The 15,010-nt window shown below is 69.9% G+C and carries 12 protein-coding genes; 6 read left to right on the top strand and 6 right to left on the bottom strand.

Annotation, left to right across the window (positions count from 1 at the left end; genetic code table 11):
- Positions 1–910, bottom strand: a 910-nt coding sequence (locus tag FK530_RS12170) for an aminotransferase class I/II-fold pyridoxal phosphate-dependent enzyme (RefSeq protein ID WP_146487278.1), incomplete at its 3' end; no start/stop codon positions are given.
- 4 nt (positions 911–914) lie between these two features.
- Positions 915–2,186 (bottom strand): adenosylmethionine--8-amino-7-oxononanoate transaminase, encoded by a 1,272-nt coding sequence (locus tag FK530_RS12165; protein ID WP_146487277.1) that lies wholly within the window; start codon positions 2,184–2,186, stop codon positions 915–917.
- A gap of 97 nt (positions 2,187–2,283) precedes the next feature.
- Between FK530_RS12165 and treY the strand changes: the two genes are divergently transcribed.
- From treY to FK530_RS12140, 5 genes are all read left to right on the top strand, one after another.
- On the top strand, positions 2,284–4,644 hold the full coding sequence (gene treY, locus FK530_RS12160; protein WP_146487276.1) for a malto-oligosyltrehalose synthase: 2,361 nt from the start codon (positions 2,284–2,286) through the stop codon (positions 4,642–4,644).
- Between the two features lie 35 nt (positions 4,645–4,679).
- Positions 4,680–5,357, top strand: coding sequence for a hypothetical protein (locus tag FK530_RS12155; protein ID WP_146487275.1), 678 nt, complete (start codon positions 4,680–4,682; stop codon positions 5,355–5,357).
- Between the two features lie 18 nt (positions 5,358–5,375).
- Positions 5,376–7,115: a malto-oligosyltrehalose trehalohydrolase gene (gene treZ, locus FK530_RS12150; RefSeq protein ID WP_146487274.1), complete on the top strand. Its 1,740-nt coding sequence runs from the start codon at positions 5,376–5,378 to the stop codon at positions 7,113–7,115.
- 56 nt (positions 7,116–7,171) lie between these two features.
- Complete coding sequence (locus FK530_RS12145) at positions 7,172–8,212, top strand: LLM class F420-dependent oxidoreductase (protein WP_146487273.1); 1,041 nt, start codon at positions 7,172–7,174, stop codon at positions 8,210–8,212.
- Positions 8,213–8,277: 65 nt separating this feature from the next.
- Complete coding sequence (locus tag FK530_RS12140; protein WP_231706607.1) at positions 8,278–9,303, top strand: LLM class flavin-dependent oxidoreductase; 1,026 nt, start codon at positions 8,278–8,280, stop codon at positions 9,301–9,303.
- Between the two features lie 17 nt (positions 9,304–9,320).
- Here the strand turns inward: FK530_RS12140 and FK530_RS12135 are convergent, their stop codons facing one another.
- The gene (locus tag FK530_RS12135) at positions 9,321–9,752 is read right to left on the bottom strand and encodes a PPOX class F420-dependent oxidoreductase (RefSeq protein WP_146487271.1); all 432 of its coding nucleotides are present in this window, start codon (positions 9,750–9,752) and stop codon (positions 9,321–9,323) included.
- A gap of 80 nt (positions 9,753–9,832) precedes the next feature.
- Between FK530_RS12135 and FK530_RS12130 the strand changes: the two genes are divergently transcribed.
- On the top strand, positions 9,833–10,336 hold the full coding sequence (locus FK530_RS12130; protein WP_146487270.1) for a hypothetical protein: 504 nt from the start codon (positions 9,833–9,835) through the stop codon (positions 10,334–10,336).
- 57 nt (positions 10,337–10,393) lie between these two features.
- On the opposite strand, the gene FK530_RS25845 is transcribed toward FK530_RS12130, so the two are convergent.
- From FK530_RS25845 to FK530_RS12120, 3 genes are read right to left on the bottom strand one after another with little or no spacing between them, the layout of a single operon-like run.
- Positions 10,394–10,537: a hypothetical protein gene (locus FK530_RS25845; RefSeq protein WP_158645089.1), complete on the bottom strand. Its 144-nt coding sequence runs from the start codon at positions 10,535–10,537 to the stop codon at positions 10,394–10,396.
- Positions 10,512–13,760, bottom strand: coding sequence for a type I restriction endonuclease subunit R (locus FK530_RS12125; RefSeq protein WP_146487269.1), 3,249 nt, complete (start codon positions 13,758–13,760; stop codon positions 10,512–10,514). Before FK530_RS12125 ends, FK530_RS25845 begins: the two co-directional genes overlap by 26 nt.
- Complete coding sequence (locus FK530_RS12120; RefSeq protein ID WP_146487268.1) at positions 13,760–14,902, bottom strand: restriction endonuclease subunit S; 1,143 nt, start codon at positions 14,900–14,902, stop codon at positions 13,760–13,762. Before FK530_RS12120 ends, FK530_RS12125 begins: the two co-directional genes overlap by 1 nt.
- Positions 14,903–15,010 lie beyond the last annotated feature (108 nt).

Genomic DNA, 15,010 nt, shown 5'->3' with positions numbered 1-15,010 from the left:
CGAGCGCGGGCTGTGCGCGCAGCTCGGCCAGCGCGGCGTCCGCGGCGGCCACGGCGGCCGGTGCGAGGCCGGTGTCGAAGATGAAGGGACGCGCGGCGTCGATGAGGTGCGCGCGCACGCGCTCGGGCCCGAGGACGACGCCGCCCTGCGCGCCGAGGGCCTTGGACATGGTGGCGGTGACGACGAGGTCCGGCTCGCCCGCCAGGCCCAGCTCGTGGACCAGACCGCGGCCACCGTCGCCGCGGACGCCGAGCCCGTGCGCCTCGTCGACCACGAGGGCCGCGCCGTGCGCGCGGGCGGCGGCGTGCAGTTCGACGACGGGCGCGAGCACGCCGTCGGCGCTGTAGACGGAGTCGGTGAGGACGATGGCACGCTCCTCGTCACGGTCGGCGAGGGCGTCCCGAACGGCGTTCACGTCACCCCGCGGGGTCACGACGATCCGAGCGCGGGAGAGCCGGCACGCGTCGACGAGCGAGGCGTGGGAGCCGCCGTCGGAGACGACGAGCGTGCCCCGGCCGGCGAGCGCGGTGACGACGCCGAGGTTCGCCAAGTAGCCCGAGGAGAAGCACAGCGCCGATTCGGCGCCCAGAAAGTCGGCCAGGTTGCGTTCGAACGCCTCGTGGAGCTCCGTCGTACCCGTGACCAGTCGCGATCCGGTGGCGCCCGCGCCCCAGACACGGAGCGCCTCCGCGGCGGCGGCGAGCACCCGGGGGTGGCCGCTGAGCCCGAGGTAGTCGTTGGACGCCAGGTCGAGGCCGGGCTCGTCGGGACGGCGGGCCGTCAGCGTGCGCCGCAGGCCCGCTGCGGCGCGGTCCGCCGCGTAGCCGTCGAGCCACCCGAGGGCATCGCGCCCCCGGCTCCGGGGCGGAACCGGAGCGCCACGGCGCGCCGTGAATTGAACACCGTTCATGTCCTCACTGTAGCGCTGCGCGCACCGCCGCCGAGACCCCGCCGCAGATCGCCGCGATGTCGGCGGGCGTGCTGATGAACGGCGGCATCGTGTAGACGAGGTCGCGAAAGGGCCGCAGCCAGACGCCCGCGGCGATCGTGGCATCGGTCGCCGCGGCCATGTCGACGGGCCGGTCGAGCTGCACGACGCCGATGGCGCCGAGCACCCGCACGTCGACGACTCCGGGCAGGTCGCGCAGCGGCGCGAGTCCCTCCCGCAGTCCCTGCTCGATCGCCGCGACCCGCGCCTTCCAGTCCTGCGCGAGCAGCAGCTCGGTGCTGGCGACGGCGACGGCGCAGGCCAGCGGATTGCCCATGAACGTGGGGCCGTGCATGAGCGCCCCCTGATCCGAGCGCGAGATGGTGAGCGCGAGCTCGTCGGTGCAGAGCATGGCCGCGAGGGTGAGGTAGCCGCCGGTCAGCGCCTTGCCGACGCACAGGATGTCGGGCGTGATCCCGGCGGCGTCGCAGGCGAACAGCGAACCCGTGCGGCCGAAACCGGTCGCGATCTCGTCGCAGATGAGCAGGACGTCGTGCCGCCGGGTGATCTCACGGAGCGCGGCGACGTACGCCGGGGGATGGAAGCGCATGCCGCCCGCGCCCTGGACGACGGGCTCGATGATCACCGCGGCGAGCTCGTGCGCGTGCTCCCCGACGAGCCGGTCGAGCTCGGCGACGTAGGCCTCGTCGAACTCGGCGGGCGGCGCGGGTGCGAACACCTGCGTGGCGAGCACATCGGTCCACAGCGAGTGCATCCCGCCGTCGGGATCACAGACGCTCATCGGGGTGAAGGTGTCGCCGTGATAGCCGCCGCGCCAGGTCAGCAGCCGGTTGCGGCCTTCGACGCCGCGGGCCCGCCAGTACTGCAGCGCGGTCTTCACGGCGACCTCGATGGAGACCGAGCCGCTGTCGGCGAGGAAGACGCGGTCGAGGCCCTCGGGCGTGATGCGCACCAGCAACTCGCCGAGGCGGGCGGCGCTCTCGTGGGTCAGGCCGCCGAACATGACGTGCGACATCGTGTCGATCTGGGCCTTCGCCGCCGCGTCGAGCACCGGGTGGCGGTAGCCGTGGATCGCGGCCCACCAGGAGCTCATCCCGTCGATGACCCGCGTGCCGTCGCCGAGCGTGAGGCGGACCCCGTCGGCGGAGGTGACGACCCGCGCTCCTACGCCGCCGACGGCGCTGTAGGGATGCCAGAGCGTCCGGGTGTCCAGGGCGAGGATCTCGTCGGGCGTCATGTCGGGCCACGTTAGCCTCGCCCCGCGCGGCGTCGCCATCCGCCGGGTGGGTGCGGCGTCGCCCGGCGGCGAGAGCAGCGGATGGCATGATCGGGCCATGGCTTCCGGCGTACCGCGGCCCGTCGGCGCGACCTACCGCCTGCAGTTGGGGCCGTCCTTCACCTTCGAGGACGCCGCCCGCCGCGTGCCGTACCTCGCCGATCTCGGCGTGACGCACCTCTACCTCTCCCCCGTGCTCGAGGCGGTGCACGGCTCCGCACACGGCTACGACGTGACCGATCCGACGAGGGTCCGTGCCGAGCTCGGCGGGCGCAGGGGGCTCGAGCGGCTCGCCGATGCTGCGCACGTCGACGGTCTCGGCCTCGTCATGGACATCGTCCCGAACCACCTCGGCGTCGGCCGTCCCGAGCAGAACCCGTGGTGGTGGGACGTGCTCACCCACGGCCGGAAGTCGGCGTTCGCGCACTACTTCGACATCGACTGGGACCCGCGCAACGGCGCCGGCGGCAAGCTCGCCCTCCCGGTCCTCGCGTCCGAGGGCGACGTCGCCGCGATCACCGTCGACCGGACCGGGCCCGAGCCCGTGCTCCGTTACCACGACCGGATGTTCCCGATCGGTCGCGACGTGGGTGGCGGCGACGCCGAGCGGATCCACTACGCGCAGCCCTACCGGTTGGTGCCCTGGGACTCCGCGGTCCGCTCGTACCGCCGGTTCTTCACGGTCGACGACCTGGCCGCGGTCCGCGTCGAGGATTCCGACGTGTTCGCCGCGACGCACGCGGAGATCGGGTCCTGGTTCACCGATGGCATCGCCGACGGCCTGCGCGTCGACCACCCCGACGGGCTGGCCGATCCGGTTTCGTACCTGCACCGGCTCCGCGAGCTCACCGGTCCCGATGCGTGGATCGTGATCGAGAAGATCCTCGAGCCGCGCGAGCCGCTGGAGCCCTCCCTCCCGGTGGCCGGGACCACCGGCTACGACGCGCTCCGCGAGCTCGGTCACGCGCTGCTCGATCCGGACGGCGCGGCGGGGCTGGGCGCCCTGCACGAGCGCTGGACCGGTGACGATGGGGGCGACGGCGCGCTGCGGGCCGCGCGCGGGGAGATCGCCGACGACATCGCCCGCGGCGACCTCGGACCCGAGTTGCGCCGTCTCGCCCGGGCCGCGCTGCGCGAGTCGACGCCGCGGTCGCTCGCCGGACCGCCCCCGGCGCCGCTGGTCGAGGCGGCGGCCGTGCGCTGGGCGCGCGACTCGCGCTTCTACCGCGACGACTACCCCGCGCTGGCGGAGCCCGCCGCCCGGCTGCGCGAGGACATCCGCACGCGCTCCCACGGGTGCGATGACGGCGCCCCCGGCAGCGGCGCGGCCTTCGACCTGCTCGCGGAGGCGCGCGATCGGGGCGCCGAGACGGCGGCGCGGTTCGCGCAGTTCACGGGCGCGCTCACCGCGAAGACCGTCGAGGACACGCTGTTCTACCGCACCGCGCGCCTGATCTCCCTGCAGGAGGTGGGTGGCTCGCCGTCGGACTTCGGTCCGAGTGATCCACACTCCGCATTCGCCCGCCGCGCCGCGCAGTGGCCGGCGGCGATGACGACGCTCTCGACGCACGACACCAAGCGCGGCGAGGACGTCCGCGCCCGGATCGGCGTGCTGAGCCAGTGCCCGGACGACTGGGCGACCGCCGTCGGCCGGTGGATGCCGCTGCTCCCCTCCCCGCCGGATCCGGTGACGGGCCTGTTCCTCCTGCAGACCGTGTTCGGGGTGTGGCCGGAGGACGGGGCGATCACGGACGATCTGCGGGCGCGCCTGCACGCATACGCGGAGAAGGCGATGCGGGAGGGCCGCCGCGGCACGTCGTGGACCTCGCCCGACGGTGCCTTCGAGGCGGCCGGGCACGCCTTCCTCGACGCCCTCCTCGCCGATACCGTCGGTGCCGGGATGACGGAGTTGGTCGCGCGGCTGGCCCCGCACGGCCGGTCGGATTCGCTGGCCCAGAAACTCCTCCAGCTCGCCGGCCCGGGGGTGCCCGACGTCTACCAGGGCACGGAACGGTGGGAGGACTCGCTGGTCGATCCCGACAACCGGCGGCCCGTCGACTGGTCCGCTGCGGACGACTCCCACCCCAAGCAGCACCTGGTGCGCACCGTGCTGCGGCTGCGGCGGGAGCGCCCGGAGAGCTTCGTCCGCGGGTCGTACCGCCCGCTCGTCGCCGACGGTACGGCGGCGGGCCACCTGCTCGGTTTCCATCGCGGGCCCTCCGGCGGAGCGCCGGACGTCGCGGCTCTGGCGACGCGGCACTCCCTGCGCTTGGAGCGTGCGGGCGGATGGGCCGACACGCGGATCGACCTCGGCGACGGAGCATGGACCGACCGGCTGACGGGGCACATCGTGACCGGTAGGACACCTCTCCAGGAGATCTTCCTCGAACATCCTGTCGCCCTGTTGGTGCGCGAGTAGAAAACTTGTCAGTGGGTCCGCGCACACTTCGAAACATGAACAGCGAAACCCCGCGGCCGCTCACCACGGCACTCGTCCAGTCCGCCACCGCGCGCGCCGGCGTCAGCGGCAATCGGATCCGTGCTTCCTCCCTGGCCCGGGTCGCGGAATCGCTGCGCGAGCACGGGCTCCCGGCCGATCTGCTCCCCACGGGGCGCCTGGTCGTCGTCGCCGGTACCTCACGGCTGACGGCACAGACATTGCCCGGCGGCGCGATCGAGGTCCGCGCCCTGCGGGAGGGGCGCAACTCGATCCTGGGCCTGCTGGAGGACGCGGAGGAGGTCGCGCACCTGCTGATCCGTTGCGCGGGCATGGCGTCGGCGTGGGAGCTCACCGCGGAGATCCACGACCGGCTGATCCTGGCCGGTGACCGCACGGTGCTCAGCGAGGTGCCCATGAGCGACACGCTCTACATCCGTCTCGGCGAGCGCACGTTCGCGGAGGTCTTCGCCGAGGATGCCAGCGCGTGCCTCGGCACACCGGCGGAGGTCACCCTCACCACGCACGTCTGCACGCATTCGCTGGACGAGGTCTGGCGGTTCCGCTCCCTGGACCGGCACGAGTACCGGTCCATCGGTTGCATCACCGGCGGCCGGCACGAGACTGCGGAGTCGGCCCTCGCGGCGCTGGAGTTGCACCGCGCCCGCACCGCGGAGTGGGAAGGCCTGCACTGAGGCTATCGTTGCGAACCGATGCCCGCCCCGTCCGATCATTCCGCCGACCACGCCTTCCAGGTGTGGGCCCCGCTGCCGCGTCGAGTGCGACTCTGGCTCGACGGAGCGATTCATCCGATGGAACGCGGTGACGACGACCGGTGGCGGGTCACCGTGCCCGCAGCACCCGGCGCCCGGTACGGCTTCCTGCTCGATGACGACGAGACGGTGCTTCCCGATCCGCGGTCGCCGCGACAGCCGGACGGGGTGCACGCCCCGTCGGCACTGATCCCCGAGGTGGAGGGCCCGCGGTGGGCGGGACGCGAGTTGCGGGGCGCGGTCGTCTACGAACTGCACATCGGCACCTTCACGCCAGAGGGCACGTTCGACGCCGCCGCCGCGAAGCTGCCGCACCTGGTGGACCTGGGCGTCGACTTCGTCCAGGTGATGCCGGTCAACGCTTTCAACGGCGTGCACGGCTGGGGCTACGACGGCGTCGGGTGGTTCGCGGTGCACGAGCCCTACGGCGGACCGTCGGGGCTGGAGCGGTTCGTCGCGGCCGCACACGGCCTGGGACTCGGCGTCCTGCTCGACGTGGTGCACAACCACCTGGGTCCGTCGGGCAACTACCTCGGGCGGTTCGGCCCCTACGAGACCGACGGCGCCAACACCTGGGGCCGCACGATCAACCTGTCCGGGGAGGGCAGCGCGGAGGTCCGGCGCTTCATCCTCGATGACATCGCGTGGTGGCTGCGCCGCTACGGCGTCGACGGGCTGCGGCTCGACGCGGTGCACGCCCTCGTCGACCACTCGGAGCGCCACCTCCTCGAGGACGCCGCCGCACTGGGCGGCGCGCTCTCAACCGAGCTCGGCCGCCCGTTGGCCCTGGTCGCCGAATCGGACCTCAACGACCCGCGCCTGGTCACGCCCGCCGAACTGGGCGGCTACGGCCTCGCAGCCCAGTGGAACGACGACGTGCACCACGCGATCCACACCATCGTCTCCGGCGAACGGCAGGGCTACTACGCCGACTTCGGCGCCCCCGAGTGCCTCGCGACCGTTCTCACCCAGGGCTTCTTCCACGCCGGCACCTACAGTTCGTTCCGCGGACGCGTCCACGGGGAGCGGATCGACCCCGATCGGGTAGCACCGTCGCAACTCCTGGCCTACACGTGTACCCACGACCAGGTCGGCAACCGAGCCCGCGGCGACCGGCCGTCGGAGTACCTGTCCCCCGGGCAGCTCGCGGTGAAGGCCGCACTCGTGCTGTTCTCCCCGTTCACGCCCATGCTGTTCATGGGCGAGGAGTGGGGCGCGCGGACGCCCTTCCGCTTCTTCACGAGCCATCCGGAGCCGGAACTGGCCCGCGCCACGGCGGAGGGCCGCAAGGCCGAGTTCGCCGAGCACGGCTGGCCGCCCGGCGACGTGCCCGACCCGCAGGATCCGTCGACCTTCGCCGCCTCGCGCCTCGACTGGTCCGAGCCTGCGCGACCGGAACACGCGCGCCTGCTGGGCACGTACCGCGCCCTGATCGCGCTGCGTCGCGACCCGGCCCTCGCCGGCGACGACTTCCGGAGCGTCCGCTGCGACCACCCCGGCGAGACCACCTGGTTCGCGGTGCACCGCGGCGACCTCACGCTGGTCGTCAACTTCACCCCGTCGCCGGTCAGGGCGCCGGTCACCGGCGATCCGCTGCTCGCGTGGGACGACGCGACGCCGGACCCGGGCGGCGTCACCCTGCCCGGACACTCCTTCATCGTCCTCCGTCGGCGTACCTGACCACAATCCGCGGGCGCCCTGTCGCTAAGCGGTCGCTTTGTGAGAACCTTGCGCCTATGCGAATCGGATTGGGCATCAACTACACGGACGGGTTCAAGGCCACGGCCGACGAGGTCCTCGACCTGGAGCGGGCGGGATTGGACATCGTCTTCGTCCCCGAGGCGTACTCGTTCGACGCGGTCAGCGCTCTGGGCTACCTCGCCGCGAAGACGGAGCGCGTGCAGTTGGCCTCCGGCATCCTGCAGATCTACACCCGGACGCCCACGCTGACGGCGATGACCGCCGCGGGCCTCGACAACGTCTCCGACGGCCGGTTCATTCTGGGCCTCGGCGCTTCGGGGCCGCAGGTCATCGAGGGCTTCCACGGCGTGAAGTACGACGCGCCGATCGGCCGCACCCGCGAGATCATCGAGATCTGCCGTAAGGTCTGGCGCCGCGAACGTCTCGAGCACCAGGGCAAGTTCTACTCGATGCCCCTGACCGCCGAACAGGGCGGCACCGGCCTCGGCAAGCCCCTCAAGCTGATCAACCACCCGGTGCGCGAGCGCATCCCGGTCCTGCTCGCCGCGCTCGGCCAGAAGAACGTCGCGCTCGCGGCGGAGGTCGCCGAGGGCTGGCAGCCGATCTTCTTCCTCCCGGAGAAGGCGAAGGACGTGTGGGGCGACGCCGTCGCCGAGGGCAAGGCCAAGCGCGATCCCGCGCTGGGCGAGTTGGACGTCTACGCGGGCCCCGCGCTGGCGATCGGCGAGAACGTCGACCACCTGCTCGGCTTCGTGAAGCCGCACCTCGCGCTGTACATCGGCGGCATGGGCGCCAAGGGCAAGAACTTCTATCACACGCTGGCCACCAACTACGGCTACGGCGCCGAGGCCGACCGGATCCAGGAGCTGTACCTGGCGGGCGACAAGGCGGCCGCGGTCGAGGCCGTGCCGGACGAACTGGCCCGCAGCGTCTCCCTCATCGGCCCCAAGGGCTACGTCAAGGAGCGGGTCGCCGCCTTCGAGGAGGCCGGCGCCACGGTGCTCAACGTCGTGCCGATCGCCGAGGACGCGGCCGGCCGCGTCAAGCAGGTGGAGCTGCTCCGCGAGCTGGTGTAGTCGCCGACACACGCCCACGGGGGCGGTCCGGGATGATTTCCGGGCCGCCCCCGGTTGTCTCTTCTGTGACCGAAGCACCCTTCCCCCGCCCTCGCCTGTCCCTGCTCGAGCTCGCCCCCGTCGTCGACGGTGCGTCCTTCGGCGACGCCCTCCGCGACACCATCGCGACCGCGCAGGAGGCCGAACGCCTTGGCTACGAGCGGGTCTGGGTCGCCGAGCACCACTCGATGCCGGGCATCGCCAGCTCGGCCCCGGCCGTGCTCATCGGGCAGATCGCGGGCGCGACGGAGCGGATCCGCGTGGGCTCGGGCGGGGTGATGCTGCCGAACCACCAGCCACTGGTGGTCGCCGAACAGTTCGGCACGCTCGACGCGCTGTTCCCCGACCGCATCGACCTCGGCATCGGCCGCGCGCCCGGCACCGACCAGCTGACCGCGCACGCGCTGCGCGGCGGCAAGGTCAGCGAGTCCGTCGACGACTTCCCGCAGGCCCTCGCGCATCTGCGGGCCTTCCTGCGCGACGACTTCCCCGCCGATCACCCGTACGCCGCGATCACGGCGACGCCGGGCATCGGTTCGAACCCGCAGATGTGGCTGCTCGGCTCGTCGACGTTCAGCGCGAAGCTCGCGGGTCTGCTCGGCCTGCCCTTCGCGTTCGCGCGGCACTTCGCGCCGCAGGCCACGCTGCCCGCGCTCGCCGAGTACCGCGAGACCTTCCGCCCGGGCGACCTCGACTCCCCCAACGCCATGCTGACGGTCACCGTCGTCGCGGCGGACACGGACGAGGAGGCCCAGCGCATCGCCGGGCCCGCGAAGGCCTCGATGTACCGGGTGCGCACCGGCAATCCGGGCCGGATGCTGACGTACGAACAGGCCGCGGCGCAGCCGCTGACGCCGGAGCAGGAGCACGCGATCGCCCCGACGACGTCGGCGTGGATCGTGGGCTCGCAGGAGACGGTCCGCGACGAGCTCCGCGAGCTGCTCGCCCGCACGCAGCCGCAGGAGCTGATGATCTCCGGCATGATCCCCGGCCTCGCCGAGCGCAAGCACAGCCTCGAGCTGATCAAGGGCGCCGTCGACCAGCTCGGCTGAGCTCCGGCCGTTTCCGCCTACGCGGTGACGTCCCCGTTGAACAACACCCGGGTGGGGCTCACGCGCACGACGATCTCCTCCGGCACGGCGTTGCGCCGCCCGAACTCCTCGCCCCGCTCGGCGCCCATGTAGCGGACGCCGCAGGCGGTGCAGATCTTCAGCAGGTAGTCGGGGTCGTCGACGAACTCGGCGATGCCCTGGACCTGGGCGAAGGCGTAGGGCGGTTCCTGCAGGTCGACGGACACCGCGACCCGCGGGTCCTTCGCCAGGAGTCGCCCCTTCGGCGTGTCCCGGCCGGTCGCGAAAACGAGGGCACCGTCGTCGATCACGAACCAGACGGGTGTGGTGAGTGGCCGTCCGTCGCTCGCGAGGTAGGCCAGGTGGCCGGTGCGGGTTCCGGCGGAAAGGAAGTCGACGGCGGCGGGCGTCAGGTTCTCGCTGATCTGCATGCGGTCGAGGCTACGTCTCCACCCGGATCTCCACCCGTCGGTCGATCCGCGGCGGGCGCGGCGGCGGCAGAGTGATCCGCATGAACACAGCGACCACCGCCGTCATCGCCGTCCTCGCCATCGGCTGGATCTTCTACCGCCAACTGCAGGCGCGGCCGCTCAAGGACAAGACCGCCCGCATCGCGCTCGTGCTCGCCGCCGTGGGCCTCTACCAGACGGTGCAGTACGTCTCCAGCGGCGGCGAGGTCGGCGCCGGCCACATGGTCGCCGCGATCCTGGGCCTCGTCATCGCCGTCGCCCTCGCCTACCCCCGGGCCCTCACCACGAAGGTCTTCCCCCGCCCGGACGGCCAGTACCTGCGCCAGGGCACTGCGGCCACGATCGGCTTGTGGATCGTGGCGATCGTCCTGCACGTGGGCGTCGACGTGCTGGTGCCGATGGCGATGGGCGATCACACCGGCCGCGGCTTCGCAGGCGTCACGACGATGCTCTTCATCGGCATCACCCTCTACGCCCAGACCTGGTTCATCCAGCAGCGCGTCGCTGCGCACCGCGCGCAGCAGGCCGCGGTCCCGGTCGCCTGAATCGTCCCGCTTCTCAGGCCCGACGGTGACGGCTCACCGTCGGGCATTGGGGTGCGGTCAGAGCTCGGACGTCCTCGCGGTCAGCCCGAGCCGATCGGGTTCGAGTTCGATTTCCGCCGAATCGTCGTCACCGATGAGGTCGGTGATCCGCACCGGCCGCGACGCATCGCCGGTGTCAGTTGGTTCGGTCACCATCGTCACCTCCGTGTCCGCGATCTGCAGTCTGAGCCGTCTGGCCGACAACGGGACTTCTTCCGTGCGGATTCCATTCGCCGAAGCCGCCACCGATGCTGTCGCCGTGATTCAACGGTACGTCGGCCTCCACGGCGACGACCTGGTAGAACCACTTCGCGATGTCCGAGATCAGCTTCGTGCGGCCGGGTGCGTCGCTGAAGAAGTAGTCGCTCATCTTCTGATGCGCGCCTTGGTTATCGGCCACCGCGCCGGTGACGGCGTCGTCGAAGTCCGGGGACTCGACGAACTGCTTGGTGGAGTTCACCTTCGCCTGCTGCACCAGCGCGTCGTCGTCGAGCAGGGTACGGAGCAGGGCCTGCAGGAACGACACTTTCTGCGAGGTCGTGAAGTCCTCGGAGCCGAACAGGTCATTTAGGCGATCGAGGACGGCCTGGAACGCGACCATGGTCGGGTCACGCTTCTCCCCCGAGCCGGCAGCGGTCATGCCGCTCAGTCCGATGCGCGAGCCGAGAGTGATGTCGGTCTTGCCCTGGTCCACTTGCTTGACCTGCAGCAGAACAACGTCGGAGAGATCGATCGGGGCGGTGTAGTTCTCGGGCTGGATGACGCGGTCGAGGTGTCGCAGGTAGATCTGCTTCTTCTCCAACTCGGCGTCGCCGTAGTCGACGATCTGGGACATGAAGTCGTAGAGCCGCACGAACGAGCCGACGTCCTTACGGAACATGTCGAGGATCGCCAGCTCGGTCTTGTCGCCGTCGCCACCGTTGTGCAGGAGCGCCGCGTTGTACCGCTCGGCGAATCGCTTCTGGCCGGGCCCGACTGCGGCCTTCAGGGCGTTGTTGCCCTTGCCGTTGACGAAGGCGTGCGCGCACTGGTCGACCTCGACCTGAGTGTAGATCGCGGCGGTGTCAAGCTTCGCGGCGAGGTCGTGCACCAGGTTCGGGTCCGTCTCGGTCTCGAGGAACGCGTCAGTGAAGTACGGCTCGAACGACTCCTGGATCGCGGCGGGGTCGTTGACGAAGTCGACCACCTGGGTCATCGCCGCGGTCTTCGACACCCCCGACGGGGTGCGGTAGGTGCGGTTGAGCCGCGAGAGGGTCTGTACCGCCGTGACACCGGAGAGCTTGCGGTCGACGTACATCGCGCAGAGCAGAGGCTGGTCGAACCCGGTCTGAAACTTGTTCGCGACGATCATCACCTTGTACTGATCGCCGGTGAACGAGGTCCGCAGATCATGCACGCCGGGATTCATCGATGCCTCGGTGAAGTCCTCGGGCCCGGACTCCGGGTCCTGGACCGAGCCGGAGAACGCGACGAGGGTGCCGTAGCCGTAGCCCCTCTTCGCGACGTACTCGTCGATCGCGAGCTTGAACCGCACTGCGGCCTTGCGGGAGTCGGCGACGACCATCGCTTTCGCGTGCCCTTCGAGCAGGTGCGCGACGTTGCCGCGGAAGTGCTCGACGATGATCGCGGCCTTCTGTGCGATCGTCTGTGGGTTGAGCTTGACCCACTTCATCACGGCCTGGGTGGCCTCGCTCTGGTCCACCTCGTCGACGCTGTGGGTCACGTTCTGGCCGATCTGGAAGGCCAGCTTGAAGGAGTGGTAGCCGGTGAGGACGTCGAGGATGTACCCCTCCTCGATCGCCTGCTTCATCGTGTAGAAGTGGAACGGCTCCGGTGCTGTGTCCGGGGTGGGCCGGCGTCCGAACAGCTCGAGCGTCTTGCCCTTCGGGGTCGCTGTGAACGCGAAGTAGGAAATGTTCTGCGACGCGGCGCGTTCGGTGGCCTCCGCGGCGAGGAAGGCCTCGGCGTCGATCTCACCGCCGTCCTCGATATCCTGCAGCTCCTCGGCCGTGAGGACGGCCTTGAGCTTGCCGGCGACCTGCCCGGACTGGGAGCTGTGCGCCTCGTCGGCGATCACCGCGAACGTCTTGCCCTTGAGGCCTTTGTTCTTCCGGATCTCGTTCATCGCGAACGGGAAGGTCTGGATCGTGACGACGATGATCAGCTTCTCGTGCGTCAGGGCGTCCGCGAGTAGACCCGACTTCGACGTTCCGGACTTGGACGCGGCATCCCGATCGATCGCGACGACGATGTTGCTGTCGTTGTCGATCTGCTTGATCGCGTCCTGTAGCTGCGCGTCGAGGACGTTGCGGTCGGTGACCACGATGACGGAGTCGAAGACCTTCTTGTTGTCGACCTGCAGGCGCGCCATGCGGTGCGCGGTCCACGCGATCGAGTCGGTCTTCCCGGAGCCGGCGGAGTGCTGGATCAGGTACCGCTGCCCGACGCCCTCAGCGACGACGGCGGCCGTGAGGTTGGTGACGGCCTCCCACTGATGGAACCGTGGGAACCGCAGTGACGACGAGCGGCTCGTCTTCCCGCTGATCGGGTCGGTGTGCTTCTCGTGCTTGATGTACATCAGTCGGCCGAGGATGTTCAGCCACGCGTCGCGCTGCAGCACCCGCTCCCACAGGTACGACGACGGTGACCCACCCGGGTTCAGCGGGTTACCGGCGCCGCCGGTCTCGGTGCCGCGGTTGAACGGCAGGAAGTGCGTCTTCTCCCCGACGAGGTTGGTGGTCATCCACACCTCATCGTTGGACACCGCGAAATGCACCAGCGCGCGGGCACCGGACGCGAACAGCGGCTGCACCTGGCCGGTGTCGGGGTCCTTCGGCAGGCGGGAGGTGCGGTACTGCGTCATCGCATCCCCGACGGACTGGGTGAAGTCGGTCTTCAGCTCCGCCGTCGCGACCGGGAGCCCGTTGACGAAGAACACCAGATCCACACTGCGGGTGTCCCCCGTAACGGGAGAGAAGTGCACCTGCCGCATCACCCGCAGCCGGACCGCCGCGTGATCGGAGACGGTCTTCGGGTTCAGCGTCGACTCCGGCCGGAACTGGCACAGCGAGACCTTCGCCGCCAGGTGCGACACTGGCTTCCGCAGCGCGTTGAGGGTGCCGCCGCCGTTCTCCATCGGAGTGTCGAGGACCTTCACCACCCGGTCCAGCAGCTGCACCTGCTGCTTCGCAATATCCTTCGCCCCCGGCTTGACCACCTTCGCCAACTGCTCCGGCTGCGTGTCTGACAAGTACCCGAGCAGATCCGCCGGGAACATCGCGCGTTCGCGGTCGTAACCCTCGTCGGTCGGCGAATACAGCCAGCCATGCCCGGCCAGGTACTCGGCAATCTCGCGCTCGAACTCCACCTCGTTGTGCTGCGCCATCAGCTCATAACCTCATCCCGCACATCGATCTTCCCTGTCACCGCACAAGTGACCACCGCAGCACGACGCTCCCGCGCCAGCTCTATAAACCGCTCTGACTCGGCGATCAGGTTGTCGATCTTCGACGTCTGCTCATCGAGGTAAGCCACGATACGGCGCTGCTCGGCCAGGGACGGCAGATCCATAGGCAGGTTCAGAATGTCGGCCTGGCTAATGTTCTGCATCGAAGGTGACGACCCGGTCGCTTCCAGCTCGATCAGTCCACGCCACCGCTTCGTGCCGAGGACAGCTGCGACATACGCGGGATCCGCGGCCGTCGAGTCAAGCGAAAAGCCGTACAGCTTGTCGGATAGCATGAGCCGCGGAAAGTCGCCGTCCACAACGGCAGCACTACCCGCGAGTTCGCGGGTGTTAGCACGAGAGACAATCAGCTGTCCCCGAGTCACGACGGTCTCGGGTCGAGGTATCGCTGAGTCGGGCAACTCCTTGTTCTCGGTCGAGCGAAAGACACCCCCGTTCGCTGCCCCAGCTTTCAAGACCGCCCACTTTTCAACTCCGTCCGCGGGCCAGGGATAACACTGCGGGCTCCACCCCTGCTGCACGGCCGAGACCACGTGCTTCAGCCGCTGACCAGACGTGGTCGATGATGCATCGGCAACGCTCGACTCGACGGCAGCGTGACGCCGCTCCCGCAGCAGGTCCACGAGCCGCTGCTGCTCCTCGATCAACGTGTCGATCCCTGCCGTCTCCCGGTCCAGGAAGTCGGCGATCGCACGCTGCTGTTGAGAGCTGGGCAGCTCGAATTCGAAGTTCCGAAGATCGGTTGCGGACAGTCGTTTCAATCCGCCCGCGCCAAGAAGGCGAGCGGTGCCGTACTGCCGGAATGTCTCCGACCTCAAGAGGTAGTCAAGGAACCTTGCCTCGACGCAGTCCGTTGGCCGCAATGCATACACCTCGGTTGTGGCGAATGCGAACCCATTCTTGAGCCCGGCGGCGATCGCGCCTTTGCCGTTCTCGAAACACGGCGTCACCTTTGCCAGGAGCACGTCGCCATCGGCGACGAATGTCATCCCTGACGAGACATCGCTCACGGTAGTTTCGCGGGATAGGTCCAGCGCCCCGCGCTCACCAATGGCCTCCATCGGTAGCAGCGATCCTACGCGATCCGCATCTACGCGCAAGGCAGGAAGAGTAGGCGGATCTACCTCAAGACAAAACCGCAGCCGCGTGGAGGTCCAATCTTCCGTGGT

The sequence above is a fragment of the Tsukamurella conjunctivitidis genome (assembly GCF_007858475.1).
Classification (GTDB): Bacteria; Actinomycetota; Actinomycetes; order Mycobacteriales; family Mycobacteriaceae; genus Tsukamurella; species Tsukamurella conjunctivitidis.
This window is presented reverse-complemented; position numbering and strand designations above follow the sequence as displayed.